Raw genomic sequence first — 26,672 nt, forward strand, 5'->3', positions numbered from 1 at the left:
CCGTCGCCCCCGGTCCGCCCCCGTCCGCCGGCCGCCTTAGCGCGCGGGCGGACGGCCCGGCTTGGCGCCGACGGTTTCGGTGATGTCGGCACCCGTCTCCTGGTCCACAACGCGCATCGACAGCTTGACCTTGCCGCGATCGTCGAAGCCCAGGACCTTGACCTTCACGATATCGCCCTGGTTGACGACATCGGTGGTCTTGGCGACGCGTGCCGTCGACAGTTCCGAGATATGGACCAGTCCGTCGCGCGCACCCATGAAGTTCACGAACGCACCGAAATCGGCGGTCTTGACCACCTTGCCGTTATAGATCTTGCCGATCTCGGGCTCGGCCACGATGCCGCGGATCCGTTCGATCGCCTTTTCCGACTGATCTTCGGACGTGGCGGCGATCATGATCGTGCCGTCGTCGTTGATGTCGATCTTGGCGCCCGAATATTCCACGATCTCGCGGATGACCTTGCCGCCCTGGCCGATCACGTCGCGGATCTTCTCCTTCGGCACGGAGATCGTGGTGATCTTCGGCGCGGAGGAGGACACGTCGGCGCGGCCTTCGGTCAGCGCCTTGGCCATCTCGCCCAGGATGTGCAGGCGGCCGTCGCGCGCCTGGGCCAGGGCGATCTTCATGATCTCGGGCGTGATGGACGTGATCTTGATGTCCATTTGCAGCGAGGTGACACCTTCCTCGGTACCCGCAACCTTGAAGTCCATGTCGCCCAGATGGTCTTCGTCACCCAGGATGTCGGACAGCACGGCGAAGCCGCGATCTTCCTTGATCAGGCCCATGGCGATGCCCGCCACCGGACGTTTCAGCGGCACGCCGGCATCCATCAGCGCCAGCGAGGTGCCGCAGACCGTGGCCATCGAGGACGACCCGTTGCTCTCGGTGATCTCGGACACCACGCGCATCGTGTACGGGAAAGTGTCCTTGCCCGGCAGCAGCGGATGGATGGCGCGCCAGGCCAGCTTGCCATGCCCGATCTCGCGCCGGCCGGGCGAGCCCATGCGGCCGCACTCGCCCACCGAATAGGGGGGGAAGTTGTAGTGCAGCATAAAGTTGGTGCGGTATTCGCCTTCCAGCGCGTCGATCACCTGCTCGTCCTGCGCGGTGCCGAGCGTCGCCACGACCAGGGCCTGCGTCTCGCCACGGGTGAACAGGGCGGAGCCATGGGCACGCGGCAGGATCCCGACCTCGGAGACGATCGGACGGACCGTCTTCAGGTCGCGGCCGTCGATGCGATAGCCGGTGTCGAGCACGGCGCTGCGCACCACGTCGGCCTCCAGTTCCTTCAGCAGCGGCTTGGCGGCGGCGGTGTCCAGGCCCTCGGCGGCCAGGGCGGTCAGGACCGCGTCCTTCGCCGCGCCGACCTTCTTGTAGCGCTCCTGCTTCACGCGCTCCTGATACGCCTCGGCGATGGACGCGCGGCCCAGCTCGTCGATGCGCTTCTGCAGGGCGATGGCCTCGGCCGACGGCTCGGCCAGGTCCCACGGCGCCTTGGCCGCGTGCTCGGCCAGCGCGATGATGGCGTCAATCACGACCTGGAAGGCGTCATGGCCGAACGTCACGGCGCCCAGCATCACGTCTTCGGACAGTTCGCTGGCCTCGGACTCGACCATCAGCACGCCTTCCGACGTCCCGGCGAGGACGAGGTCGAGCGCGCTTTCCTTCATTTCGGCGATGGTCGGGTTCAGGATGTAGGCACCATCCTTGTAGCCGACGCGGCAGGCGGCCACCGGACCGAAGAAGGGAATGCCCGACAGCGTCAGCGCCGCCGAGCAGCCGATCAGGGCGGCGATCGCCGGATCGTTCTCCAGGTCGTGGCTCAGGACCGTCGCGACGACCTGGACCTCGTTGCGGAAATTGTCGGGGAACAGGGGGCGGATCGGGCGGTCGATCAGGCGGGAATTCAGGACCTCGATCTCGGACGGACGGCCTTCGCGCTTGAAGAAGCCGCCGGGGATCTTGCCGGCCGCGAAGGCCTTTTCCTGGTAGTTGACCGTCAGCGGGAAGAAATCCTGGCCCGGCTTGACGCTGCGGGCGCCGACGGCGGTGCACAGCACGACCGTGTCGCCATAGGTCACGACGACGGCGCCGTCGGCCTGGCGGGCGATCTTGCCGGTCTCCAGCACCAGGGGGCGGCCGCCCCACTCGATTTCCTTGCGGTAGTAATTGAACATTCAGACATGTCCTGTCGGGCGGCCGGCCCGGACGGAACGAAGCATCCCGGACAAAGGGATGAGAGACAGCGCCTCGGACGGCATGGAGCGATGACGGTCACCCATCAAAACACCATGTGGCCTGAAACGCTGCGACCCGGTCCGGATGTCTCCACCGTCGTGGCGGCAGCATGTTGCCCGGCCCACGATTGGGCGACGGGGGTGGCCTGCCTGGCCAGGCAGGGTGGCCCGTGCCCCCCGCCCGCCGGGCGGACCGGCGCGATCAGGCACGGGCCATGACCATGGAACACATGGTCACGCGCGCCCGATCGCGCAACGGGTCAGCGACGCAGGCCCAGACGGCCGATCAGGGTCTGGTAGCGGGCACTGTCCTTGCGCTTCAGATAGTCCAGCAGGCCGCGGCGCTTGCCGACCATCACCAGCAGGCCGCGACGCGAGTGGAAATCCTTCGCGTGGGTCTTCAGATGCTCGGTCAGGTTGGTGATCCGCTCGGTCAGCAGGGCGACCTGGACCTCGGGCGAGCCGGTATCGGTGGCGGCGGTCTGGTATTCGCCGATCAGCGTCGTGCGACGCTCTGCGGTAATCGACATCGTGTTCTCCATGATACAATAGGGTTAAAGCATGCGGTCCGGGCGCAGCCAGCCATCTTCCAGCCGGCACAGCCCGATCACGCGCCCCCCGTCCATTCCCCGCACGACCCCTTGCGCGGGGTCGACGGCGTCCGGAATCCGCCCCATCAGGTCGAGCAGGCTGATCGCCTGCCCGTGTGACAGGGCCCCCGCTTCTTCCTCGGTCAAGGCCAGCGCCGGGATGTCGGCCAGCGCGGTCGCGACCGGAAGCAGCAGATCCGGTGAGGCAGGCGCGTTGTCGTCGGTTGGGACAATTTTGTCCAGCAGAATTGCATTATCCTCGGAAAACGGGCCCACGCGCAGCCGGCGCAGGGCGACGACATGCCCGACCGTGCCGCAGGCCCGGGCGATGTCGCGCGCCAGCGAGCGCATGTAGACGCCCTTGCCGGACTCCACCTCGAAAATCGCGGTGTCGATGTCGGGGCGGCCCACAAGGTCGAACCGGTCGATCCGAGCCGGGCGCGGCGGCAGGTCCGGGGGGCGGCCGTCGCGCGCCATGTCGTATGCGCGCTCGCCCGCCACCTTGATCGCGGAATAGACCGGCGGGACCTGCATGATGTCGCCGCGAAAGGCCGGCAGCGCCGCGCGGAACGCGTCGTCGGTCGGGCGCACGTCGGACGTTTCCGTCACCGCGCCGTCGGCGTCGTCAGTGTCGCGGGCCTCGCCGAGGCGCAGGGTGAACTGGTACCGCTTGGTGCCGTCCATGATATACGGCACGGTCTTGGTCGCCGCGCCGAAGGCGATGGGCAGCAAGCCGGTCGCCAGCGGGTCCAGCGTGCCGCCATGCCCCGCCTTGCGCGCGTCGAACAGGCGCTTCACCCGGTTGACGACGTCGGTCGATGTCATGCCCGATGGCTTGTCGACGACCAGCCAGCCGTCTATCGGGCGTCCGCGCTTGCGTCGCATGGGGCAGAACCTTTTTTCAAAATCTCTGGAAGAGGCGTGCGTGTAGACGAGCCCTGAGCGGGGAGCAATGCCGGATTGTGCGGCGCCCCGTTCCCCCCGGCCCGTCCGGCGGCGAAAACGAACCCATCCTTTCACCCCCGGCCGGAGAGCGCCCGCCCCATGACGACATGCCCGCGCGGGCCAGGCCGGCACGAATGGGTGGGACGGGTGACGACCGCCCTGTTCATCGCGGGCGGGCTCGGGGTCGGGCTGGGCGTCCTGGCATCGATCGGACAGTTCGGCATCTCCGCCCGGACCGAACGGGCCGTCGTCGTCTTCGACACGCCGGTGGGGGGCCTGCGTCCCGGCGCGCCCGTCACGTTCCGGGGCGTGGCGCTGGGCCGCGTCGAACAGGTCGCGGTCGTGGCCGACCCGGCACGAAGCACCCTTGCCGTGCCGGTGACCATCCGCATCCAGCCCGACCGCATCCGCCTGGCGTCACGCACCGTGCAGCGCGTGACCGTGGCCTATCTGGTCGGACAAGGGCTGGAGGCCGAGCTGCATCGCCAGGGCGTGGTGACCGGACGGGTGGGGATCGATCTGGATTTCACCGCGCCCGACCCATCGCAGGAAACATCCCCGCCCCGCCATCCCGGCCTGTCCCCCCTGGTGGAAATCCCGGCCCATCTGTCCGCCTGGCAGGCACTGCGCCACACCCTGACGACCCTGCCGATCCACGCCGTGGCGACCGAGGCCCGGCAGGCTGCGGCCCATGGCCGACACATCGCGGCGGACATGTCCAGCGCCCTGCCGCCCGTACGCGACAGCCTGGGCGCGCTACGCGCCGACGCGGCCGCGCTGGGGGATGCAATGCAGCGCACGGAGCGCAGGGCAGGCCGCGAACTGGCGACAACCCGGACGGACCTGGCCCGTATGGCCACCACCGCCCGCCAGCAGGCCGCCGCGCGCGGCGCGGACATCCGCACCCTGGCCACGTCGTCCCGCGCGGCCCGGGCCGAGGCGCGACAGATCCACGACGATATGCACACGATACTGGACGCGGGATCGCCGGCCCGGGCCGACCTGGCGGCCGCCCAACGCGACATCGCCGCCGCCGGCCCCGCCCTGCACCGCGCCACCCGGAAGGTGGAGCGGAATCCGGCCACGATCGTGGGTGCGCCGAGAGGCTTTGCCCCTTGAACCCATCAAAGGCTTGTCTTTGAAATCCGGCCGTTCCGCATAAGGCTCCGCCCTGTCAGCCGGGTGACGCGACGGATCCGGCCAACAGGCCGCCGTCAATATTCACCTCTGTCCCCGTCACGTAGGTTGCTTCGTCCGACGCGAGAGTGACCGCGATCGCGGCCACTTCATCGGGCATGCCGAACCGCTTGAGGGGCGTGTCGGCAACCAGCGCCCGCATCCTCGCTTCCCGGTCCGGTCCCGTGCCGAGCATCGGTTCCCAGATCGGCGTCAATATCGCGGCGGGGTGGATCGAATTGCATCGAATCTTCCACCCCTGTTGCGCGCAATAGAGGGCAACCGTCTTGCTGTGATTGCGAATGGCCGCCTTGGACGACGCATAGGCCGCGGCAAGCGGAATGCCGACGAGGCCGGAGCGCGACGAAATGTTGATGATCGAGCCGCTGCCCTGCCCCTTCATCGCGCCGATCGCGTAGCGGCAGCCAAGGAACGTCCCGTCGAGATTGACCCGATGAACGTCCCGCCAGTCCGCAAGGCTGGCGTATTCGGGGTCGTGGGCCACCATGCCCTGCTCGAATCCCGTCACGCCGGCGTTGTTGACCACCACGTCGGCCACAGGAACACGGTCAGCGAGTTGAAGCCAATCGGCCTCTTCCCGCACATCGAGCTTTTCGAACCGGCACCCGATTTCCGCTGCTGTCGCGGCGCCGGCGGTTTCATCCAGATCGGTGACGAAGACGATGCCGCCTTCATGGTGGAAGCGGGCGGCAATCGCACGGCCGATGCCGCGCGCGGCGCCGGTCACGACGCACGTCTTTCCATTCAGTCTTTGCATGATATTCTCGAAATAGAGACCAGTCGGCGGGTTGCCCCGCATGCGAATGTCTTGCCGCTTCAGCGGTGACGCTGGATCATTTCGAAAACTCCCTGACCACTTCAACGATAGCCGGTGGGGCCGGAGCGAGCAACGGTCTCAACCGTCAGCGTGCCCGGGGTCCGTCAGCCACGAAAAATCCGTCCGTAGACGCGATTTGCCGAGCGAGAGTGCCGCAAAGCGGCACGCCCGTCGTGTGTTTCCGAGCATCGGAGCGAAGCGGCCTTGATGGCCGTGAGCACCGAAGCGCAGAAAACGCGCGTCGGATCGCCGGCAAATCGCGTCTACGGACGGATTTTCAATCCAGGTCGCGAGCGACGTCCGGCTGCTTCAGCAGCGCGTCGACTTCCATGGCGTAATCCAGCGCCGTGTCCGGCTGGAAATGGATTTCCGGCACCTGGCGCAGGCGCACGCCGGAGGACAGGCGCGAGCGCAGGAACGGCGCCGCGCGCTTCAGCGCCGGCAGCAGCGATTCAACATCGCTGCGTCCCAGCCGGGCGACGAACGCGGTGGCGTGCTTGAGGTCGGGGGAAATCCGGACCTCGGTCACCGTGATGCGGGCGTCGGACAGATCGGGATCGCGGAATTCGGTGCGGGCGAACAGATCCGCCAGTACGCGCCGGACCTCTTCCGCCACGCGGAGCTGGCGCTGCGAGGGCCCGGAAGCAGCGTGGCCGGCGAGTTTCCCCGCCGGCCCCGCCGTAGTCACCTTCCCGCGTGTGGGATTGCGGCTCATGCAGGGACGAGCTCCATTTCGTAGCACTCGACCATGTCGCCTTCGCGCAGGTCGTTGTAGCCAGCAAAGGAGAGGCCGCATTCGTAGCCGCGCGCCACTTCCTTGACGTCGTCCTTGAAGCGCTTGAGCTGGCTGAGTTCGCCCTGGTGGACCACCACGTTGTCGCGCAGCAGGCGCACGCCGCAGCCGCGCTTGACCACGCCTTCGGTGACGTAGCAACCGGCGACCTTGCCGACCTTGGTGATGTCGAACACCTTGCGGATCTCGGCATAGCCGAGGAATTTCTCGCGGTGCTTCGGCGCCACCTTGCCCTTGACCAGCTGTTCGACGTCGTCCGCCACCTGATAGATGATCGAGTAGTAGCGGATGTCCACGCCCTCGCGCTGGGCGAGTTCGCGGGCCTGGGTCGTGGCGCGAACGTTGAAGGCGATGATGATCGCATCAGACGCCTTGGCCAGCTGCACGTCGCTTTCGGTGATCTGGCCGACGCCAGCCGTCAGGACGCGGATCTTGACCTCTTCATGCTCCAGCTTCAGCACCGTGGTCTGCAGCGCCTCGGCCGAACCCTGGACGTCGGCCTTGATCAGGACGGCGACTTCCTTCTGCGCGCCGGCCTGGATGCGGGCGAGCATCTGGTCCAGCGTGCCGCGGGCGGCCGTCTGGCCGGCGGCCATGCGGTCCTTGATCACGCGCTGGCGGAATTCCGAGATTTCGCGGGCGCGATTCTCGTTTTCCACCACCACGAAGGGCTCGCCGGCGCCGGGGACGCCGGTGATGCCCAGCACCTCGACCGGGGTCGAGGGACCGGCTTCCTGGATCTGGCGGTTGCGGTCGTCCAGCATCGCGCGGACGCGGCCCCATTCGGCCCCGGCCACCACGATGTCGCCACGCCGCAGCGTGCCCTTCTGGACCAGGATCGTCGCCACCGGACCGCGTCCGCGGTCCAGCCGGCTTTCGATCACCGAACCTTCGGCCACGCGGTCGGGATTGACCCGCAGATCGAGGATTTCCGACTGCAGCAGGATGGCTTCTTCCAGCTTGTCCAGCCCGGTGCGCTTCAGCGCCGAGACTTCGACATCCTGGGTTTCGCCACCCATCTCCTCGACCACGATCTCGTGCGACAGCAGTTCCTGGCGCACGCGGGCGGGGTTGGCGCCCGGCTTGTCGCACTTGTTGATCGCGACGATGATCGGGGCGTTGGCCGCCTTGGCGTGCTTGATCGCCTCGATCGTCTGCGGCATCACGCCGTCATCCGCCGCGACGACCAGGACGACCACGTCCGTCACCGACGCGCCGCGGGCGCGCATGGCGGTGAACGCCTCGTGGCCCGGGGTGTCGATGAAAGTGATCTTCGCCCCGGATTCCAGCGTGACCTGATAGGCACCGATATGCTGCGTGATGCCGCCGGCCTCGGCCGCGGCGATGTCGGTGGTGCGCAGCGCATCCAGCAGCGACGTCTTGCCGTGATCGACATGGCCCATGACGGTGACGACCGGCGGACGCGGCCGCAGATCCTCGGGCAGGTCCTCGATGCCTTCGATGCCGATCTCGACATCGCTGTCGGCGACGCGGCGGACGCGATGGCCGAATTCCTGCACCACCAGTTCGGCGGTGTCGGCGTCCAGCGACTGGGTGACGGTCGCCATCACGCCCATCTTCATCAGGGCCTTGATGACCTCGCCCTGGCGGGCCGCCATGCGGTTGGCCAGTTCCTGGACCGTGATGGTTTCCGGCAGCACGACATCACGCACCACGCGCACCTGGTCGGCGCGCAGGCGCTCCAGCTCCGCCTGGCGACGCTCACGCTCGCGCTGACGGCGAACCGAGGCCAGCGAACGGGTCTTGTCGTCGTCGCCCTCGATCGCCGCCTGGACGTCGATGCGGCCCGAACGGCGGCTGTCGCCACCCTTCTTGGGCGAGGCGGACGGCTTGCGGGGAGGGACCACGCTGCCGCCGGGACGGCGCGCGGGACGACGGTCGTCCTCGCCTTCCGCGGCGCGGCCGGTGCGCAGGCGCAGCGTCTCGCCCGGCGCTGCCGCCGGTGCCGGGGCCGCGGCCGGACGGCTGCTGGGCGTGACCGGACGGGTCGGCATGATGGCGCGCTCGGCCAGCGGGCGCAGACGCTCCATCGGCGGGGCAAGGGTGACCGCGCCGGGGATCGGCACGGCCGACACGACCGGGCCGCCCACGGCGGGTTCGGGCTCGGGCTCGGGCCGGGCGGCGGTCTGCGCCGCACGGCGCTCGGCTTCCTGCGCGCGGGCCTCGGCCTGGGCTTCTTCCTGGGCGCGGGCCTCGTCCTCGGCGGCGCGGCGGGCGTCTTCCTCCCGCCGGCGTGCCTCTTCGGCGGCCGACAGGATCATGATCTTTTCCTGCTCGCGCCGTTCCTGTTCGCGGCGGACGGCCTCGGCCCGCTGCTCGTCGAGGACGCGCTGGCGGGTGGCGAGCTCGGCCGCGGTCAGCGCACGGCCACCGCTCCCGCCCCGGCCGCCGGCCCTGCCGCCGCCGGACGGACCGGAGCCGCTGCCCGCGGGGGCCGGACCGGGGCCGCGCTTCTTGCGCACCTCGACCTGAACCACCTTCGAACGACCATGGCTGAAACTCTGTCGCACGGAGCCACCATCGACCGTCCGTCCGACCTCCCTCCGGCCCGCCGGCCGCAGGGACAAGCGTCCCTTACCCTGATCCTGATCGTTGCCTTCGCTCATGTACCCGCCTGTTCACACCCGTCCGGCGGATCGGTCCGCCGAACCGGGGACCGTCCTGCCGGACAACCCCGTAAAACGTTCATTATCGACGCGGAAACGCCGCGCCAGCTCGCCATGCGACATTGCCGCATGCACGACATGGTCACGGCCGAATGCCGCCCCCAGACCCGCCGCCGTAGGAACTTCCGCAACCGGAAGGTCCCGTGCGCCGGACAACAGCCTCGTCCTCTCGTCCGGGCTGCCGTCCTCGGCCTGGATGACCAGACCGGCGCGACCGCCCGCAATCCATTCCCGCACCTTCGCGAAACCGCAGACGACCTGCCCGGCGCGCCGCGCAAGTCCCACTGTCTCCATCATCCGGCGCAGAAGCCCGCTCTCCAGAATGTCGGCCAAATCGGGCGGAACAACAACCTGCCCACGGGCGGCACGTGCAAACGCCCCCCGTGTCCGGGCCGTTTCTAGCACATCCCGCCGCGCGCTCAACCAGATTCCCCGTCCGGGCAGACGCGCGGAAAGATCAGGCGTCAGAACCCGGTCCGGGGAGAGCACGAAACGCACCATGGTCTCGGGCGCGGCGCGGTCGCGGGTGACGATGCAGCGCCGCAGGGGCCCGCGTTCCGCCTCGTCCTCCCGGTCGATCTCCTGGTTTTCGTCCAGGTCCCCGCCCATGTCCATATCCCGATCCATGCCGTCCCGTGCGATCGCGCGCCGATCAGGCGTCGGATGCCTCCCCATCTGCCGCGGCATCCGTCGCGGCGGTCGGCGCGGCCTCCTCGCCCTCGAACCAGTGGGCGCGGGCGGCCATGATGATCTCGTTCGCCGCTTCCTCGTCGATCACGTCGCTGCCGAGAATCTCGACCAGTTCGTCGCCCGCCAGGTCGGCCAGGTCGTCGAGCGTCTTCACGCCCTTCTCGCCCAGGGTGACCAGCATCTGGTTCGAGAAGACGCCCAGCACGGCGACGTCGTCCGACACGCCCAGTCCACGGCGCTTCTCATCCAGCTCGTCCTCGCGCCGGGCCAGGAAGCCCTCGGCGCGGCGGACCAGTTCGCCGGCCACGTCCTCGTCGAAGCCTTCGATCTCGGCCAGTTCGTCGGCGTCGGCGTAGGCCAGTTCCTCGATCGAATGGAAGCCTTCGGTCACCAGCAGGCCGGCGATGACGTCATCGACGTCCAGCGCCTCGACGAACAAATTGCTGCGACGGCGGAATTCTTCCTGCCGGCGCTCGGATTCCTCGGCCTCGGTCAGGATGTCGATGTCCCAGCGGGTCAGCTGGCTGGCCAGGCGGACGTTCTGGCCGCGCCGGCCGATCGCGAGGCTGAGCTGTTCGTCAGGGACCACGACCTCGACCCGGCCAGCTTCCTCGTCCATCACCACCTTGGTGACTTCGGCCGGCGCCAGCGCGTTGACCACGAAGGTCGCGGCCTGCGGGCTCCAGGGAATGATGTCGATCTTCTCGCCCTGCAGTTCCTGCACCACCGCCTGGACGCGCGATCCGCGCATGCCGACGCAGGCACCGACCGGGTCGATCGAGGCATCGCGGGAAATCACGGCCATCTTGGCGCGCGATCCGGGATCGCGGGCCACGGCCTTGATCTCGATGATGCCGTCATAGATTTCGGGCACTTCCTGCGCGAACAGCTTGGCCAGGAAAGCCGGATGGGTGCGCGACAAGAAGATCTGCGGGCCGCGCGGTTCGTCGCGCACGTCATAGATATAGGCCCGCACGCGGTCGGAATTGCGGAAGCTTTCGCGCGCGATCAACTCGTCCCGGCGCAGCAGGGCCTCGGAACTGCCGATCTCGACCATCAGGTTGCCGTACTCGGTCCGCTTGACGGTGCCGTTCACGATCTCGCCCACGCGATCCTTGAATTCGTCGTACTGGCGCTTGCGCTCATATTCGCGGACGCGCTGGACGATCACCTGCTTGGCGGTCTGGGCGGCGATGCGGCCGAAATCGATCGGCGGCAGCGGGTCGATCAGATGCTCGCCGAGCTGGATCTCCGGCTTGAACTTGCGCGCGATATGGAGCGGGATCTGCGTTTCCTCGTTCTCCACGACCTCGACGGCCTCGGTCCAGCGGGACAGGCGCACGTCGCCAGTCCGCCGGTCGATGGTCGCGCGGATGTCCTTTTCATGCCCGTACTTGGCGCGGCCGGCCTTCTGGATGGCCTGCTCCATCGCCTCCAGCACCTCTTCCCGGTCGATCGCCTTCTCTCGCGCGACGGCGTCGGCCACCAGCAGCAGTTCAGGACGGGAAACGGACGTATCCATCAGAGCCTCCAAGGCGTCTCAGTGGGTCTTGCGCACCGGCGCGGCGCCGGGCTGCGGGGTCGATTCCGGGGCCTCGGCCCCGGCAGAGGGCTCTGCCTCCGCGTCGGGCGCACGCATCATCTGGGCGCTGGCCGCGATCAGTTCATCCGTCAGGACCAGCCTCGCCTTGCGCAGGTCCGACAGCGGCAGCGCCGCCTCGGTCCCGTCATCCAGGCGCAACCGCCCGATACCGTCCTCGGCGCCCAGCAGAATGCCGGAAAAGCGCTTGCGGCCGTTGATCGGGATATTCACCTCGGCCTTGGCCAGATGGCCGGCGAAGCGGTTCCAGTCCTTCGTCCGCGTCAGGGGACGGTCGATTCCCGCCGAGGACACTTCCAGCGTCCACATGCCAGGCAGCGGATCCTCGACATCCAGGACCGCACCCACCGCGTGGCTGATCTGCTCGCAATCCTCGATGCTGATCAGGGTGCCATCGGCGCGGTCGGCCATGATCTGGACCGTCGGGCTTTCGCGGCCAAGGATCGCGACCCGCACCAGTTCGAATCCCATGTCCGCCACGACGGGCGCCACGATGGCGGCCACCTTGGCATCCAGGCCGGTCAGGAAAGGCAGATCTGCGTCCAAGACAAAAAAGGCGGCCGGTCAGGCCACCCCCCAAAAAGCGGAAGATGAAGGAATGGTGCGGATATAGGGCACAACGCTCCGCTCTGCAAGGTCCCGGCGCGGGGGCGTCACACAAGCTCGTGTGCGGCACATTACATTACAATAAGATCGTTCTTTCGATACTTGCACGCCGGCCATCGTCACCCGCATGATGCCGGACATGACGCAGGTGCCAGATCCCGCGACACGACCCGCACCGGACGAATCCGGCCCCGGCAGCCGCCGGGCGCTGTGGTACGGGCTTGCGGCGGGCGTGATCGTCGCCGCAGGCTTCAGCGCGCGGATGGCGAACGACAGCCCGCAGCGCGCGCCGGCCCCTGCCATCAGCGACGGCACGACCGCCGGGGCCATCCCCGCGGCCGCCCACACCCTGACCGCCGCCGAGCAGTTCGCCATGATATCACCCGACAACGCCCCGCAGGCATTGGCGCAATCCGGCCTGACGCCGAACCAGCAGGCGACGATCCTGGCGGGTATCCGGCGCCGCGAATACCGTCTGGTGCGCATGCCGATCTATGACGAGGCCGGCACGGGCGGGGTCGTCACCGTACGGTCGGGTGGCATCGCCCAGACCGTGCCGCTGGGCGCGCAGCCGCGTGTCGTGCTGCTGCCGATCCGCATATCCGGCGAGGTCGACATCACGCCGGTCGCCGATCCCGGACCGGCAGGGGTGGCGCCAGGGGCCATCACGGTGCTGGGTCCGACCCCGTTGCCCGTCATCCATCGGGACGAAATGCTTGTGCTGAATGTGATCGTTCAATGAAGGCGCTTCTGCCCGCCCTGAACCGGCTGATGCCGGTGATGATGGTGATCTTCCTGATCCTGGCGAGCCTGCAGGCCGCGGCGTCGCTGCATCTTTCACTCGCCAGCCTTGCGCATTTCATGGAATGGTGTGCACCGGCCTTTCCCGTGCTGACGGCCGGGAGCAGCCTTCTGGCCCTGGCGGGACTGATGTTCGAGACCCGCGCCGAACGGCTGGCACGCAAGGGGCTCCGACGCCGACGGGGATGGATGATGGACGTATTAGCCAGGCTGACAAACCGCACCGCGCTGGAAGAGATGATGGCGCAGGAACGCAGGGAAACGGTCATCGACGCCGAGGAGCTGGCGGCGGGGATGCGCGCCCGCGTCATCGGGCAGGACCAGGTGTGCGAGGACATCGCCGCCCAGCTGCGCCGCCGCATGGCGTTGCAGGTGCGCGGCAAGCCGGTGGGGATCTTCCTGCTGGCCGGCCCGCCGGGCACCGGCAAGACCTACCTGGCCAAGCAGATGGCCCGGCTGCTGGACCGGCCGCTGCTGCATTTCGACATGACGCAGATGAGCTCGCCGCACGCAGCGACGCAGCTGTTCGGCTCGCCCAAGGGGTATGTCGGGTCCGACACGTTCGGCAAGCTGACCGGCGGCCTGAAGGAAAAGCCCGACGCCGTCGTGCTGCTGGACGAGATCGAGAAGGCGCATCCCGACGTCTTCAAGAAATTCCTGACCGCGTGGAATGACGGGCATGTGACCGAGGCCTCGACCGGGCAGCAGGTTTCGACCGTGCGGTCCATCTTCGTCCTGACGTCCAACATCGCGACCGAGGCGCTGTCGGAAATCGCCGATCGCCTGGCGGACGAGCCCGACCGCATGCGCGCCGAGTCGGTCGAGGCCCTGCGCCAGGCCGGGTTCGCCCCGGAAGTGCTGAACCGCCTGGACCGGATCTTCGTCTTCCGGTCGCTGACGGGCCTGGACGTCGCCCGCGTCGCGGCGCTGGAGATCGAGGCGATGATCGACAGCTACGGCCTGAAGGTCGAGACCGGCGGCATCGACCCGACGCTGCTGTTCGAGGTCATGCGCCGGCAGAACCGGATGGGCGCGGCCGCCAGCGCCCGCGACCTGGTCCGCTCGATCGAGGACATGATGAGCGATTCGCTGATTTCCGCCCGGCAGCAGGGCGCCAAGCTGGTGCGCGTCGTGTCGGGCGAAAACGGCGTCACTGCCGAAATCGCGAACGATGCCGAGGCACAGCGGGCACGGATCGCCCGCTGATCCGTCCCTCCCTTCCCTTGTCCCGGTTCGTCTGAATGTCCGCTGCCTCCCGTCTCTGGCACCGTGCGCCGTTGTGGCGCACGTGCGTGTTTTCCATCCTGATCTTCACGGCGCTGACGCTGCTGTATCCGCCGGCGTACCTGACGCGGGCGATTCCGGCGCTGCAACCCGTCATCGACCGGATCAACCGGACGCTGGGCCGCACCACGCCCGCGCCCGTGCCCGATACCCCCCCCCTGCCCGATGCGCCGCCGGATGCGCCGGCCGGCCAGCAGGCCGACGGAGCCGGCGCGCCGCCGGCCGGCCCGGGGGGAACGCAGGTCGCGGCCCCGCCCATCACATCGGACCTGTCGGGGGCGATTCCGTTCGCCGGGCGCATCCTGCCGCTGCCGGCGGGGATCTGGCATCCGGTGCTGACGACGCAGAGCGGCCCGCACGGCGAATTGCTGAGCAATGTCCTGGTCCGGGCCGAAGGCGGCGTCGTCACTGGCGTGGTGATCGCGCGCGGCAGCACGCAATCCCTGCCGCTCTCGACCGTCGATGCCATGAACAACGGCTGCCACGACGACCGGAATTACCTCTCGCGCCTGGTGACGACCGATCCCAAGGTAATGGAATGCTGGTTCACCGGCCACGTCCAGATCGAGGGACAGCCGCTGAGCGACAGCGTCGATATCCAGACCGCCTTCAACCGCCTGCATGTGCTGGGCTTCCCGATTCCCTACATCATGCTGGTCGCGACCTGGGATTACGCCGAAATCTCCGCCGACCACGGTGCGAATATCGAGAACGTGACCATCCTGCTGAGTCCCGCGCGCAAGGGCACGATGACCCTGCCCGCCCCGCCCGACCAGTGGATGAAGCAGCTTCTGCCGAAAAACCCGGGGGCCGAACGCTTCGTGCACCAGGCCAATGACTGGATGGAGGGCTGGACCGCGATGCTGCGCCGCGGCTTCCACGGTACCCTGTCCGCGGGCGCCCCGGACCTGGCGGTCGCCGCGCGCGATCCGGCGTCGGTCATGAATGCGGACTGACATGCGGCAAGGGCTTTGTGCCCTTGACCCGCCAAGGGGCGTATCCCCCTAGGAAACCCAAACCCGGGATTTCATAAAACGAATGGGATGCAAGGGCCGAGGCCCTTGCCGGGTTCGGGCAGCGCCCGACCTTCCTTCACCCCTGGCGCAGAACGTCCGAGATATCGATCAGGAAATCCAGCACGGTCCGGGTCCGCAGCGGCAGGGTGCGCGGGCCGGTATGCACGGCATAGAAGGGCAGATCGGGGACCGACCATTCGGGGAACAGATGCACCAGATGACCGGCCGCGATTTCCTCGCGCACCTGGAAGGACGGCAGCAGGCCGATGCCCAGGCCGGCGACGACGGCATTGAGCACGGCCTCGCTGCTGTTGGCGCGGAAGGGGCCGCTGGCGGCGACGACGCTTTCCTCGCCATTGCCTTCGAAATGCCAGTCGTGACGGGTGCCGCCATAGGTGTAGGCGATGCAGGGATGGGACAGCAGGTCGCGCGGATGTTCCGGCATGCCGCGCCGGGCCAGATAGTCGCCCGACGCCACCGCGATGCGCCGGACCGTGCCCAGACGGCGGGCGATCAGCGAGCCTTCGGCGATTTCGCCGACGCGCACCGCCAGGTCCAGCCCTTCCTCGACCAGGTCGCCGAAGCCGTCGCGCATGATGAGTTCGACCGACAGGTCCGGATGCTTGTCCAGCAGTTCGCCCAGCCGGCCGGTCATGTACAGGCCGAACGCCGTGGTCACGCCCAGCCGCACCAGGCCGGAGACCGAGGCCCGCCGGCGGCCCAGCGCGGTTTCGGCGGTTTCCAGGATTTCCAGGACCTCGTAGGCATGGGGCAGCAGGCTGCGCCCGTCCTCGGTCATCATCAGGCTGCGCGTGGTCCGGGCGAACAGGGTCGCGCCGTAATGGGCCTCGAGCAATGCGATATGCCTGGAAATCGTCGGCTGGCTGGCCCCGGTTTCACGGGAAACCGCCGAAAACGAGCCCGTCGCGGCGACGCGGACGAAACTGTGGAGGGCAGATAGCAGGTCCATGGCCACCGATTTTTCAGTATTTCAATGAACGCCGTTCTAAACTTCGGTTCATTTATGCACAATGTAGCATAAAACAGCGCCGACATGTGCCAGACGCATTGGCCAAATGTCGTCAGATCAGGCGATCAGGGATGCCCGCTGCGCCCCTGCCGACGCTGTCCCGTCAGGAACCGGGCCTCTGCCATGCGCGCCAGGCGCACGAAGGGCAGGCCCAGCAGCAGGTATGCCGCGCCGATCAGAAGGCCGGTGCCGAAATAATCGTAATAGGTCGAGGACAGCCGGACATAGGTCTGGCTGAGTTCGGTCAGGGTGATGACGCTGACCAGCGACGAGTCCTTGAGCAACGAGATGAAATCGTTGGTCATGATCGGGATGACCATCCGCACCGCCTGCGGCACGACGACGAAGCGCAGGGCCTGCATATGCGTCATGTTCAGGGCCAGCGCGGCCTCGATCTGCCCGCGTGCGACCGATTGCAGGCCGGCGCGATAATTTTCGGCCTCGTACGCCGCATAATTCATGCCCAGCGCCAGCACGCCGGCGACGAAGGGCGACAGGCGCAGCCCGATGCCCGGCAGGGCATAGAAGATGAACAGGATCTGGATCAGCAACGGCGTGCCGCGCACGATTTCGACATACAGGGTCGCAAGCATCGCCAGCCAGCGCGGCCCGTAGCGCCGGGCCAGCGCCAACGCCAGCCCCAGCCCCACGGCCACCACCATCGCGCAGGCCGACACCGCCAGGGTCAGGACCGCCCCGTGCAGCAGCAGCGGCAGGAAGCCGACATAGCGCGCCAGCCGCGCGTGCCAGCCCGTAGTGGGCGCGGTGGCCTGCATGTAGTGCTGCCAGGCGTCGGGAGCGACGTCGGAAGTGCCGTGATCGCCGGTCAGGTCCGCCATTTCGGGCGTCCACAATTTCCACCGCGCCAGGATCCGGTGCAGTTCGCCGTCGCGCATCATCGCGTCCAGCGCGCCGTTCACCTGGTCGCGCAGGGCGGTATTGCCGGTGGCGAAGGCGACGCCGTAGGAAATGCGCCCGATCGGGCCGCCCACCAGCTTCAGGTCCGGATCCGGCGCGCCGTAATAGAGCGAGATGGTGCCGTCCAGCAGCACCGCGTCCAGCCGTCCGTTCTTCAGGTCGGTATAGGCGTTGGTTTCTTCCTCGTAAGACCGGACGCGGACGCCGGGATCGGCCTGGAGCAGCCGTTCCGCCGTCGTGTCCTTCAGCGTGCCGACCACATGGCCGCGCAGCGCCGCCAGGGTGTCGAGTCCCTGCTGATCGCGGCGGACGGTGATGCGTTCAGACGTCACGTAATAGGGACGGCTGAACGCGACGCCCTGTTCGTGTTCCGGCGTGATCTCGATCCCGTCGATCACCATGTCGTACAGGCCGCGCTGCAGGCCGGGGATCAGTCCGTCCCAATCGTTCTGCACGAACTGCGTCGGCCGGCCCAGGCGGCGGGCGATGGCCTGGGCGATTTCATATTCATATCCGATCAGGCGCGACTGATTCGCCGGATCGTGAAAGACGAACGGCACATTCGCCTCGGCATCCGACGCCCAGCGCAGCGGCGCCGCACGGGCGATACCCGCAAGCCCTGTCACCATCATCAGCAGCACGGCCATCAGACACGCAGAAAGTATAAATTTCGGCCAGCGGACGCGGTTTGCCGAGTGAGAGTGCCGCGAAGCGGCGCGCCCGGCATGTGTTTCCGAGCATCGGAGCGAAGCGGCCTTATCGGCCGTGAGCACCGGAGCGCAGCAAACGCACGTCGGATCGCCGGCAGACATCGTCGCCGGGCCCGCATCCGGCAGCAATTTCGGCCAGCAGACGCGGTTTGCCGAGTGAGAGTGCCGCGAAGCGGCACGCCCGGCGTGTGTTTCCGAGCACCGGAGCGGAGCGGCCTTATCGGCCGTGAGCACCGGAGCGCAGCAAACGCACGTCGGATCGCCGGCAAACCGCGTCTGCTGGCCGAAATTCACAGGACGGATCTCAGGAAGCGCCGGGTCCGCACGTCCTGTGGCGACACATAGAGAATGTCGGGGTCGTCGATTTCCACGATCTCGCCGCCTTCCATGAACACGACGCGGTCCGACGCCGCGCGGGCGAAGCGCATGTCGTGCGTCACCACGATCTGGGTCATGCCGTCTTCGTCCAGGGTGCGCATCACGGACAGGACCTCCTCGGCCAGTTCGGGATCGAGGGCCGAGGTCGGTTCGTCGTACAGCATCACGTCCGGACGCATCGCCAGTGCGCGGGCGATGGCGGCGCGCTGCTGCTGGCCGCCCGACAGGGTGTCGGGATAACGCGCGGCGATGGCGGACAGGCCGACCTTGTCCAGCAGGGCCAGGGCCTCGGCCCGGGCCGTCTCGGCGGGCAGGCCCTTCACCCGCATGGGCGCCAGCATCACGTTGTCCAGCACGGTGCGGTGGGGAAACAGGTTGAAGGACTGGAACACCATGCCGACATGCGCGCGCAGGCGATGGGCCGCATCCTCGTCCGCGCGGGTCCAGCGGCCGCCGGTGCGGGTGATGGCGACGTCGGCGATCGTGACCGCGCCGCCATCGGGAATTTCCAGGAAATTGAGGCAGCGCAGGAAGGTCGATTTCCCGCAGCCCGAAGGCCCGATGATCGACACCAGTTCGCCGCGCGTCACCGACAGCGAAATGCCCCGCAGGACCTCGTGCCCGTCGAAGATCTTGCGCACCTGTTCGGCGCGCACGACGGGTTCGGCAAAAAACGCCGGCCCGGAATGATCCGGGCCGGCGCGGTACTCGTCAGACAGAGAAAAAAGCGGCTCAGGCAGCTTTGGTCATCCCACGCAAGACGTACTGGAGGATGCCACCATGCCGGTAATACTCGACCTCGTCCAGCGTATCGACGCGGCAGAGCAGCGGCACTTCCTCGGTCGTGCCGTCGGCGCGGGTGATCGACATCGTCAGCGTCATGCGAGGCGTGATGGTGTCCAGGCCCTTGATGTCGATGACCTCGTCACCCTTCAGGTTCAGCGTCTTGCGCGTCATGCCGTCCTTGAACAGCAGGGGCAGGACGCCCATGCCGACCAGGTTGGAGCGATGGATGCGCTCGAAGCTTTCGGCGATCACCGCGCGAACGCCCAGCAGCAGGGTCCCCTTCGCCGCCCAGTCGCGCGACGAACCCATGCCGTATTCCTTGCCGCCGAAGACGACCAGCGGCACGCCTTCCTGCTTGTACTCCATCGCCACATCATAGATCGAGCCTTCCTTCCCGTCGGGGAAGTGCTTGGACAGGCCCCCTTCGGTGCCCGGCAGCATCTCGTTCTTGATGCGGATGTTGGCGAACGTGCCGCGCACCATGATGCGGTCGTTGCCGCGACGCGACCCGTAGGAGTTGAAGTCCGCCTTGGAAACCTGATGTTCCTTCAGGTAGACGCCCGCGGGCGCGCTTTCCTTGATCGCGCCGGCCGGCGAGATGTGGTCGGTGGTGATGTTGTCACCCAGCAGCGCCAGGACGCGCGCGCCGACGATGTCGCCCTTCGGCTTGGGCTCCGGCGTGATGTCCTGGAAGTACGGCGGATCCTGCACGTAGGTCGAGGTCGGATCCCACTTGTAGGTCTCGGACCCGGTCGCGACCTTCAGGGCCTGCCACTCCTTGGTGCCCTTGCTGATCTGGCTGTAGCGGTGGATGAATTCCTCACGCGTGATGGAGGAACCGATCAGGTCCGCGATCTCCTTGTTCGTGGGCCAGATGTCCTTGAGGTACACCGGCTTGCCGTCCGTGGAAGTGCCGAGCGGCACGGTGGTGATGTCCTCGCGCATCGTGCCCAGCAGCGAGTACGCGACCACCAGCGGCGGGCTGGCCAGGTAGTTGGCGCGCACGTTCGGGGAAATGCGGCCCTCGAAATTGCGGTTGCCGGACAGGACCGACACCGCCACCAGCTTGTTGCCCTCGATCGCGTCGACGATGTGGTCTTCCAGCGGGCCGGAATTGCCGATGCAGGTCGTGCAGCCATAGCCGACGGTGTTGAAGCCCATCGCGTCGAGCTCTTCCGTCAGGCCGGCGCGGTCCAGATAGTCGGTCACGACCTGCGAGCCCGGGGCCAGCGACGTCTTCACCCACGGCTTCGGCTTCAGGCCCAGCGCACGGGCCTTCTTCGCGACCAGGCCGGCCGCGATCAGCACCGCCGGGTTGGACGTGTTGGTGCAGGAGGTGATGGCCGCGATCACCACGTCGCCGTGGCCGATCTCGTAATTCGTGCCGGCCACCTTGGCCTTCTTGTGCGCGTCGGCGGCCGGAACGCCCAGGCCGCCGGTCAGTTCGGTCTCGAAGGCGCTTGTGGCGTTGTTCAACGGCACGCGGTCCTGCGGACGCTTCGGGCCGGCGAGCGACGGGACGACGGTCGACAGGTCCAGTTCCAGCGTGTCGGTGAACACCGGCTCGGCGGAGTCGGCCGTGCGGAACATGCCCTGGGCCTTCAGATATTCGGCCGTCAGGCTGATGCGGTGTTCGTCACGGCCGGTCTGGCGCAGATAATCCAGCGTCAGGTCGTCGACGGGGAAGAAGCCGCAGGTCGCGCCGTATTCCGGGGCCATGTTGGCGATCGTCGCGCGGTCGGCGACCGGCAGGTGATCGAGCGCCGGGCCGAAGAATTCGACGAACTTGCCGACCACGCCCTTCTTGCGCAGCATCTGGGTGACGGTCAGCACCAGATCGGTCGCCGTCGCGCCCTCGGGCAGCTTGCCGATCAGCTTGAAGCCGATGACGTCGGGGATCAGCATCGCGATCGGCTGGCCCAGCATCGCGGCCTCGGCCTCGATGCCGCCCACGCCCCAGCCCAGGACGCCCATGCCGTTCACCATCGTGGTGTGGCTGTCGGTGCCGTACAGGGTGTCGGGGTAGGCGTAGTCCTTGCCGTCAACCTGCGCGGTCCACACCGCCTGGGCGATGTATTCCAGGTTCACCTGGTGGCAGATGCCCGTTCCCGGCGGCACGACCGAGAAATTCTCGAACGCTTCCTGGCCCCAGCGCAGGAAGGCGTAGCGCTCGCCATTGCGTTCGAATTCGATGGTGACGTTCTTCTGCAGCGCCTCGGGCGTGCCGGCGACGTCCACCATCACCGAATGGTCGATGACGAGGTTGACGGGGACCAGCGGGTTCACCTTCTGCGGGTCGCCCTTCAGCTTCAGGATGCCGTCGCGCATCGCCGCCAGATCGACGACGGCGGGAACGCCGGTGAAATCCTGCATCAGGATGCGCGCGGGCTTGAACGGCACTTCCTGCGTGCTGCAGCCCTTCGGCAGCCAGGCGGCGATCGCCTTGGCATCGTCGACGCTGTAGGAGCGCCCGTCCTCGAAACGAAGCACGTTTTCCAGCAGCACCTTCAGGCTGACCGGAAGTCGGCTGACATCGCCGATCGTCTTCTCCGCTTCAGGGATCGAGAAATAATGGTACGTCTTGCCGTCTACTTCGAGCGAACGGCCCGTCTTAAGTGAATCGTGCCCAACCGACTTCATTGGTTTTTCCTCCGAGGCGTCAGCAACGGATTATCCAATTGAAGCACGACATCCGCGTTCGATGGCGGTGTGATCCATCTGGACAACCGGCTTGATCTCCCAACGGTGGTAGAACATACCCGGACCCGGTTCCGACACAAGCTGGCCCCGGTAACAAGAACGCGGGAAGACCTTGTTCCGCTACCCGACCGGTTCCGCCGCGCACGACCCGAGGAGCATCGTCATTCCTGCCTCCCCCACCCCGGCCCGCCCGCTGCTGGATGTTGAAAATATCTCCGTTTTCCGCGGGGAACGGCTGGTCCTGGACGGGGTCGGGCTGGCACTGGACGCGGGTGACGCACTGCTGCTGACCGGGCCGAACGGTGCCGGAAAATCGACCCTGCTGCGCGTTCTGGCAGGACTGCGCAAACCGGAAGGCGGCCATGTGCTGTGGGCAGGGATCGACGCCCTGGCCGACCGGACGGCCCATGCCGCCCGCGTCGCCTATCTGGGCCACCAGGACGCGCTGAAGGCCGGGCTGACCCTGCGGGAAAACCTGTCGCTGGCGGCGCGCGCGGCCGGGTCGGATCCGGATGAGGCCATGGCGGCGCTGGACCTTTCGGGACTGGCCGACCTGCCGGCCCGCATGCTGTCGGCAGGGCAGAAACGCCGTGCCGCGCTGGCACGGGTGAAGCTGGCGCGGGCACCGCTGTGGCTGCTGGACGAACCCAGCCTTGGGCTGGACAGCCGCGCGATCGGGCTGCTGGACGGGCTGTTTCGCGCCCATCGGGACACTGGCGGAATCGTGATCGCAACCACCCACGTCCCCCTGCCGCTGGCCCACCCGAAATCCCTGATTCTGCCCGATTTGAACGATGCGGCCCGCGACGACGTCCGCGCAACCGTGGACGATGCGACATGAACCTGCCGATCCCTGCCCTGGTCCTGGCGGTCGTGGGCCGCGACCTGCGCCTGGCCGTCCGGCATGGGGCCGACACGCTGGGCGCCGTCCTGTTCTTCGTCCTGGCGGGCGCGCTGTTTCCGCTGGCGCTGGGGCCGTCGCCCGATTTGCTGCGCCGGATGGCGCCGGGCATCGTCTGGGTCTGCGCCCTGCTGGCCGCCCTGCTGCCGCTGGACCGCCTGTTCGGATCCGAGCTGGAGGACGGGTCGCTGGACCAGCTGATGCTGACCGGCCTGCCGCCGTCGCTGGTGGCGCTGGCCAAGATGACGGCGCACTGGCTGACGACGGGCCTGCCGCTGCTGTTCGCGGCGGGGCCGCTGGCGATCATGCTGGGCCTGCCCGCGCCCGTACTGCCGGTCCTGCTGACCGGGCTGCTGCTGGGCACGCTGGTGCTGTCGCTGATCGGCGGGATGGCGGCGTCGGTCGTGCTGGGGGCGCGGCGCGGCGGGGTGCTGCTGCCGCTGCTGGTCCTGCCGCTGGCCACCCCGGCCCTGATCTTCGGCGCGGCGGCGCTGGACGCGGCCCAGACCGGCCTGTCCTGGCAGCCGGACCTGGAATTGCTGGGCGCGTTCCTGGCGGCGGCCCTGCCGCTGTGTCCGCTGGCGGCCGGGGCGGGTCTACGCGCGGCGGTGGAATAACACCCGGAACGCTGCCCTTAGGAGCGAGGCATGAGCAAGGGGATGACAGAAACGACAATACGGATCACGGATCAGCCCTCCCCTGACGAGTGCGCCGCCGTTTTGGACACGTTGAGGCAATTTACGCGTGATGCCGTTCCGGTTCTCGATAATCGTGATTTTGCGGCGCTGGTGACCGCAGACACCGGCAAGATACTTGGCGGTCTGATCGCGTCCTCACGCTGGGGTGGGTTTCATATCGAGATGCTGGCGCTCCCGGAGGCGCTGCGCGGGAGAGGACTGGGCGCCCGTCTGTTTACCGCGGCGGAACAGGAAGCCCGGCGACGTGCGTGTCATCACATGTGGCTCGATACGCATGCCTTTCAGGGCCGCCGATTCTACGAACGACATGGCTTCGAGGTGTTCGGCCAGATCGACGGCCCGTCCCCCTATTATCCCCGATATTTCATGCGGAAGACCCTGGCGTGATATCCGCCGTTACGCCTTCTGTGCGACCACAGTCCTACGGTGCCACCGAGAAGGGCAGGTCGCCCTGCGCCATCCGGCCACCCCGGTCCCAGACCTGCCAGTGCAGCTGATAGGATCCGGGGGTAACCGGGGCGGTGGTCGAGATGGCATGGTCGTCGGGGGACGGCGGCACCATCATCAGCATCGGCGCGCCGGACGGCCCGGTCAGCATCACGCGCGACCGCACGGGATCGAGCGCCGCGTCGAAATGCAGCGACACGGGCACGGTCCCGGCGGTGACGATGGACCCCGCGGCCGGCGTCGCCGAGAGCAGATGCACCCGTGCCGAGGCGGACACGGGCGCCAGCAGGACCGGCAGGACCGACAGCAGGGCAAGACGCCGCACGGACCGGATGCCGACGGCGCCCCCCGCCATGTCAGATATAATGCTCGCTCAGCGGCGCGAAGCCGTTGAAGCGGGTGGAACAGTAGGTCGAGACATACGCCCCGGTGGACAGCAGTTCGATCCGGTCGCCGCTGGCGAGGTCCAGCGGCAGGGCGTAGGGCGCCTTTTCATACATGATGTCGGCACCGTCGCAGGTCGGGCCGGCAATCGCCACGCGTCCGGTCGGCGCCCCATCGCGGGGCGTACGGATGCCGTAGCGGATCGACTCGCCTTCGGTCTCGGCCAGGCCGCCGAAGCGGCCGATATCCAGATAGACCCAGCGCGTGTCGCCCGGCAGGCCGCGCCGGGTGACCAGCACGACCTCGGCCGACACCACGCCGGCGTCGCCGACGATGAAACGGCCGGGCTCGACGATCATTTCCGGCAGGTCGTTACCGAAATGCGCGGTCATCGCGTGGCTGATGGCCAGCGCGAAGCGGTCGATCTCCGGCACGTCCTCGCGGTAGCGGATCGGGAAGCCGCCGCCCAGATTGACCATGCGCAGGTTCAGCCCGGCGCTGGCCAGATCGGTGAACAGCATGCCGACGCGCGCGATCGCGGCCTCGTAGGCATCGGTCGTGGTCTGCTGGCTGCCGACATGGAACGACAGGCCATAGGGATCCAGGCCCATGTCGCGCGCACGCAGCATCAGGTCGCGCGCGCTGTCCAGCGTCGTGCCGAACTTGCGCGACAGCGGCCATTCCGCGCCTTCGTTCTCGACGATCAGGCGGCAATAGACGCGCGCGCCCGGGGCATGGCGAGCCAGCTTCTCCAGCTCCTCGATGCTGTCGAAGGCGAACATGTTGACGCCGGCCCGATGGGCTTCGGCGATGGCCGAGGCCTTCTTGACGGTATTGCCGAAGGAAATGGTCCCGGCCTCCGCCCCGGCGGCGAGGCACAGGCGGATTTCCTCGGCCGACGCGGCGTCGAACGACGAGCCGAGCGATACCAGCCGGCGCAGGATCTCCATCGCCGGGTTGGCCTTCACGGCGTAATAGACGCGCGCCAGGGGCAGGGCCGTGCGCAATGCACGGTACCGGGCCTCGACACGATCGACGTCGACGACCAGGCATGGCGTCGCGGGGGCCTGTTCGGCCAGAAAACGGGCGATTTTGGGAGTCATCGCACCCAAATCCCTTCTGTATGATCCATCCGGGTCGAAGCCGGGCGGGGAGTTGCGAAACGGTCTAACGGACCAGCGACCAAGACTGGGCCCCACGCGGGGGTCCCGATTGCCAGAACGCTTGACGTCGTTGCGTAACCTCAGAGGGCCAGTGGCACGTGCGTTGTTGCGTGGAGAGCGCATATGGGGGCAATCCACCCCGGACGCAACAGAAAAATCGACCCTGCCGCGGGTTTTTTGGTAGGCAGGTCATCATGATAGCGCGGGCGGCAGTTCCCCGGCGCGATTCCGCGGCCCCGCCCGCCCCCAACCCCACACCCCGATTCATGGAGCGCGCTTGATTACTTCCCGGCCGGATGCCCCCCGTCCCGCATCGAACCCGGCTGCCGATATGGGCACCGGCGGCGAGGACTGCATCCCCCCGGCCCGCGAGTTGCACCGGATCTGGAAGCCGGTGCTGCGCCGGATCGTGCGCAACCTGTCGTCCGACCAGATCACGCTGGCCGCGGCGGGATGCGCGTTCTACGCGACGCTGTCGCTGTTCCCCGCCATCAGCACCCTGATTTCGATCTACGGCCTGGCCTTCGATCCGCAGACCGTGGAACCGCAACTGGAAATGCTGCGGCTGATGCTGCCGCCCTCGGCCTTCGCGCTGATCGGCGACCGGATCCATACGCTGGTCGCGCAGTCCCATTCGTCGCTGACGCTGAACCTGATCGTGTCGACCACCATCACGCTGTGGTCGGCGTCCGCAGCCACGCGGTCGATCATTTCGGCCGTCAATATCGCCTATGACACACGGGAAACGCGCAGCTTCGTGCGCTTCCAGCTGATGGCGCTGGGCATGACGCTGTGCGCCATCTGCGGCGCGGTCATGGCACTGGCGGTGCTGGTGGCGCTGCCGGTCCTGATCGATTTCGTCCCGGCGCGGCTGGGCATGGCGCCGCCGCCCTGGTCGGTCGAACTGCTGGTCCAGATGGGCGGCCCGCTGCTGATGCTGCTGTTCGTGCTGGCGGCGTGCACGCTGCTGTACCGGTTCAGCCCGGACCGCGCCATCACGCGCTGGGTCTGTATCCTGCCCGGATCGGTCGCCGCCACGCTGATCTGGATCGCATCGTCGGTCGGGTTTTCGTACTATGTCAGCGCGATCGCCAGCTACAACGCCACCTACGGGCCGCTGGGCGCGGTGGTGGCGACGATGATGTGGTTCTTCGTTACCGCCTACGTGATCCTACTGGGAGCGGAGCTGAATGCCGGGCTGGAGGCGGAGATGAACCTGCGCCCCCGGAAGGGGGAGCACGACGCGGGCCACCGGCCGAAAAGCCCGGCCGGGTAAGGCTCAGTCGGCTTCGG

Annotated in this window: 23 protein-coding genes; 8 read left to right on the forward strand and 15 right to left on the reverse strand. The window is 67.7% G+C overall.

Features of this window, described 5'->3' with window-relative positions; all coding sequences use genetic code 11:
• Positions 1-36 precede the first annotated feature (36 nt).
• The 3 genes from pnp to truB form a co-directional block, all read right to left on the reverse strand.
• Positions 37-2,178, reverse strand: a complete 2,142-nt coding sequence (gene pnp / locus HLH28_RS11440; protein ID WP_182959161.1) for a polyribonucleotide nucleotidyltransferase — start codon at positions 2,176-2,178, stop codon at positions 37-39.
• 320 nt (positions 2,179-2,498) lie between these two features.
• Positions 2,499-2,768, reverse strand: a complete 270-nt coding sequence (rpsO, locus tag HLH28_RS11445; protein ID WP_182959165.1) for a 30S ribosomal protein S15 — start codon at positions 2,766-2,768, stop codon at positions 2,499-2,501.
• A 24-nt stretch (positions 2,769-2,792) separates the two neighbouring features.
• On the reverse strand, positions 2,793-3,713 hold the full coding sequence (gene truB / locus HLH28_RS11450; RefSeq protein WP_182959168.1) for a tRNA pseudouridine(55) synthase TruB: 921 nt from the start codon (positions 3,711-3,713) through the stop codon (positions 2,793-2,795).
• 159 nt (positions 3,714-3,872) lie between these two features.
• Between truB and HLH28_RS11455 the strand changes: the two genes are divergently transcribed.
• A complete protein-coding gene (locus HLH28_RS11455; RefSeq protein WP_182959171.1) occupies positions 3,873-4,892 on the forward strand; it encodes an MlaD family protein in 1,020 nt (339 codons plus the stop codon).
• Positions 4,893-4,947: 55 nt separating this feature from the next.
• Here HLH28_RS11455 and HLH28_RS11460 read toward each other — a convergent pair whose 3' ends face one another.
• The 6 genes from HLH28_RS11460 to rimP form a co-directional block, all read right to left on the reverse strand.
• Positions 4,948-5,697 carry an SDR family oxidoreductase gene (locus tag HLH28_RS11460; RefSeq protein WP_338029721.1) on the reverse strand — a complete coding sequence of 250 codons (750 nt, stop codon included), beginning with the start codon at positions 5,695-5,697 and terminating at the stop codon, positions 4,948-4,950.
• Between the two features lie 367 nt (positions 5,698-6,064).
• Positions 6,065-6,502 carry a 30S ribosome-binding factor RbfA gene (rbfA, locus tag HLH28_RS11465; protein ID WP_182940619.1) on the reverse strand — a complete coding sequence of 146 codons (438 nt, stop codon included), beginning with the start codon at positions 6,500-6,502 and terminating at the stop codon, positions 6,065-6,067.
• Entirely contained in the window at positions 6,499-9,207 is a 2,709-nt protein-coding gene (gene infB, locus HLH28_RS11470; RefSeq protein WP_182959174.1) for a translation initiation factor IF-2, read from the reverse strand. Before infB ends, rbfA begins: the two co-directional genes overlap by 4 nt.
• A 12-nt stretch (positions 9,208-9,219) precedes the next feature.
• On the reverse strand, positions 9,220-9,876 hold the full coding sequence (locus HLH28_RS11475; RefSeq protein ID WP_182959178.1) for an RNA-binding protein: 657 nt from the start codon (positions 9,874-9,876) through the stop codon (positions 9,220-9,222).
• Positions 9,877-9,919: 43 nt separating this feature from the next.
• Positions 9,920-11,479 (reverse strand): transcription termination factor NusA, encoded by a 1,560-nt coding sequence (gene nusA / locus HLH28_RS11480; RefSeq protein ID WP_182959181.1) that lies wholly within the window; start codon positions 11,477-11,479, stop codon positions 9,920-9,922.
• Between the two features lie 18 nt (positions 11,480-11,497).
• A complete protein-coding gene (gene rimP, locus HLH28_RS11485) occupies positions 11,498-12,103 on the reverse strand; it encodes a ribosome maturation factor RimP (protein WP_182959185.1) in 606 nt (201 codons plus the stop codon).
• Positions 12,104-12,302: 199 nt separating this feature from the next.
• Between rimP and HLH28_RS11490 the strand changes: the two genes are divergently transcribed.
• Genes HLH28_RS11490 through HLH28_RS11500 form a run of 3 tightly spaced genes read left to right on the forward strand, consistent with a single transcriptional unit; the run spans position 12,303 to position 15,204 of the window.
• Positions 12,303-12,905, forward strand: coding sequence for a hypothetical protein (locus tag HLH28_RS11490; RefSeq protein ID WP_182959188.1), 603 nt, complete (start codon positions 12,303-12,305; stop codon positions 12,903-12,905).
• Positions 12,902-14,170, forward strand: a complete 1,269-nt coding sequence (locus HLH28_RS11495; protein ID WP_182959191.1) for an AAA family ATPase — start codon at positions 12,902-12,904, stop codon at positions 14,168-14,170. Before HLH28_RS11490 ends, HLH28_RS11495 begins: the two co-directional genes overlap by 4 nt.
• 35 nt (positions 14,171-14,205) lie before the next feature.
• A complete protein-coding gene (locus HLH28_RS11500; protein WP_182959195.1) occupies positions 14,206-15,204 on the forward strand; it encodes a hypothetical protein in 999 nt (332 codons plus the stop codon).
• A gap of 136 nt (positions 15,205-15,340) precedes the next feature.
• On the opposite strand, the gene HLH28_RS11505 is transcribed toward HLH28_RS11500, so the two are convergent.
• The 4 genes from HLH28_RS11505 to acnA form a co-directional block, all read right to left on the reverse strand.
• A complete protein-coding gene (locus tag HLH28_RS11505) occupies positions 15,341-16,234 on the reverse strand; it encodes a LysR family transcriptional regulator (RefSeq protein WP_182959197.1) in 894 nt (297 codons plus the stop codon).
• Positions 16,235-16,359: 125 nt separating this feature from the next.
• Positions 16,360-17,859 (reverse strand): ABC transporter substrate-binding protein/permease, encoded by a 1,500-nt coding sequence (locus tag HLH28_RS11510; RefSeq protein ID WP_182959200.1) that lies wholly within the window; start codon positions 17,857-17,859, stop codon positions 16,360-16,362.
• Between the two features lie 353 nt (positions 17,860-18,212).
• Positions 18,213-18,956: an ATP-binding cassette domain-containing protein gene (locus tag HLH28_RS11515; RefSeq protein ID WP_182959203.1), complete on the reverse strand. Its 744-nt coding sequence runs from the start codon at positions 18,954-18,956 to the stop codon at positions 18,213-18,215.
• 76 nt (positions 18,957-19,032) lie between these two features.
• Complete coding sequence (gene acnA / locus HLH28_RS11520; protein ID WP_182959206.1) at positions 19,033-21,726, reverse strand: aconitate hydratase AcnA; 2,694 nt, start codon at positions 21,724-21,726, stop codon at positions 19,033-19,035.
• Positions 21,727-21,979: 253 nt separating this feature from the next.
• On the opposite strand from acnA, the gene ccmA reads away from it, so the two are divergent.
• The 3 genes from ccmA to HLH28_RS11535 are packed head-to-tail and all read left to right on the forward strand — an operon-like array spanning position 21,980 to position 23,772.
• Positions 21,980-22,627 (forward strand): heme ABC exporter ATP-binding protein CcmA, encoded by a 648-nt coding sequence (gene ccmA / locus HLH28_RS11525; RefSeq protein WP_182959278.1) that lies wholly within the window; start codon positions 21,980-21,982, stop codon positions 22,625-22,627.
• A complete protein-coding gene (gene ccmB / locus HLH28_RS11530; RefSeq protein WP_182959208.1) occupies positions 22,624-23,304 on the forward strand; it encodes a heme exporter protein CcmB in 681 nt (226 codons plus the stop codon). The genes ccmA and ccmB overlap by 4 nt, the downstream gene beginning before the upstream one ends.
• A 30-nt stretch (positions 23,305-23,334) precedes the next feature.
• Entirely contained in the window at positions 23,335-23,772 is a 438-nt protein-coding gene (locus HLH28_RS11535; protein ID WP_220790054.1) for a GNAT family N-acetyltransferase, read from the forward strand.
• Positions 23,773-23,806: 34 nt separating this feature from the next.
• On the opposite strand, the gene HLH28_RS11540 is transcribed toward HLH28_RS11535, so the two are convergent.
• Positions 23,807-24,157, reverse strand: coding sequence for a copper resistance protein CopC (locus HLH28_RS11540; protein ID WP_182959210.1), 351 nt, complete (start codon positions 24,155-24,157; stop codon positions 23,807-23,809).
• A gap of 31 nt (positions 24,158-24,188) precedes the next feature.
• Complete coding sequence (locus HLH28_RS11545; protein ID WP_182959212.1) at positions 24,189-25,319, reverse strand: type III PLP-dependent enzyme; 1,131 nt, start codon at positions 25,317-25,319, stop codon at positions 24,189-24,191.
• 391 nt (positions 25,320-25,710) lie between these two features.
• On the opposite strand from HLH28_RS11545, the gene HLH28_RS11550 reads away from it, so the two are divergent.
• A complete protein-coding gene (locus HLH28_RS11550) occupies positions 25,711-26,655 on the forward strand; it encodes a YihY/virulence factor BrkB family protein (RefSeq protein WP_182959282.1) in 945 nt (314 codons plus the stop codon).
• Positions 26,656-26,672 lie beyond the last annotated feature (17 nt).

The organism is Gluconacetobacter tumulisoli (assembly GCF_014174155.1).
Lineage (GTDB): Bacteria > Pseudomonadota > Alphaproteobacteria > Acetobacterales > Acetobacteraceae > Gluconacetobacter > Gluconacetobacter tumulisoli.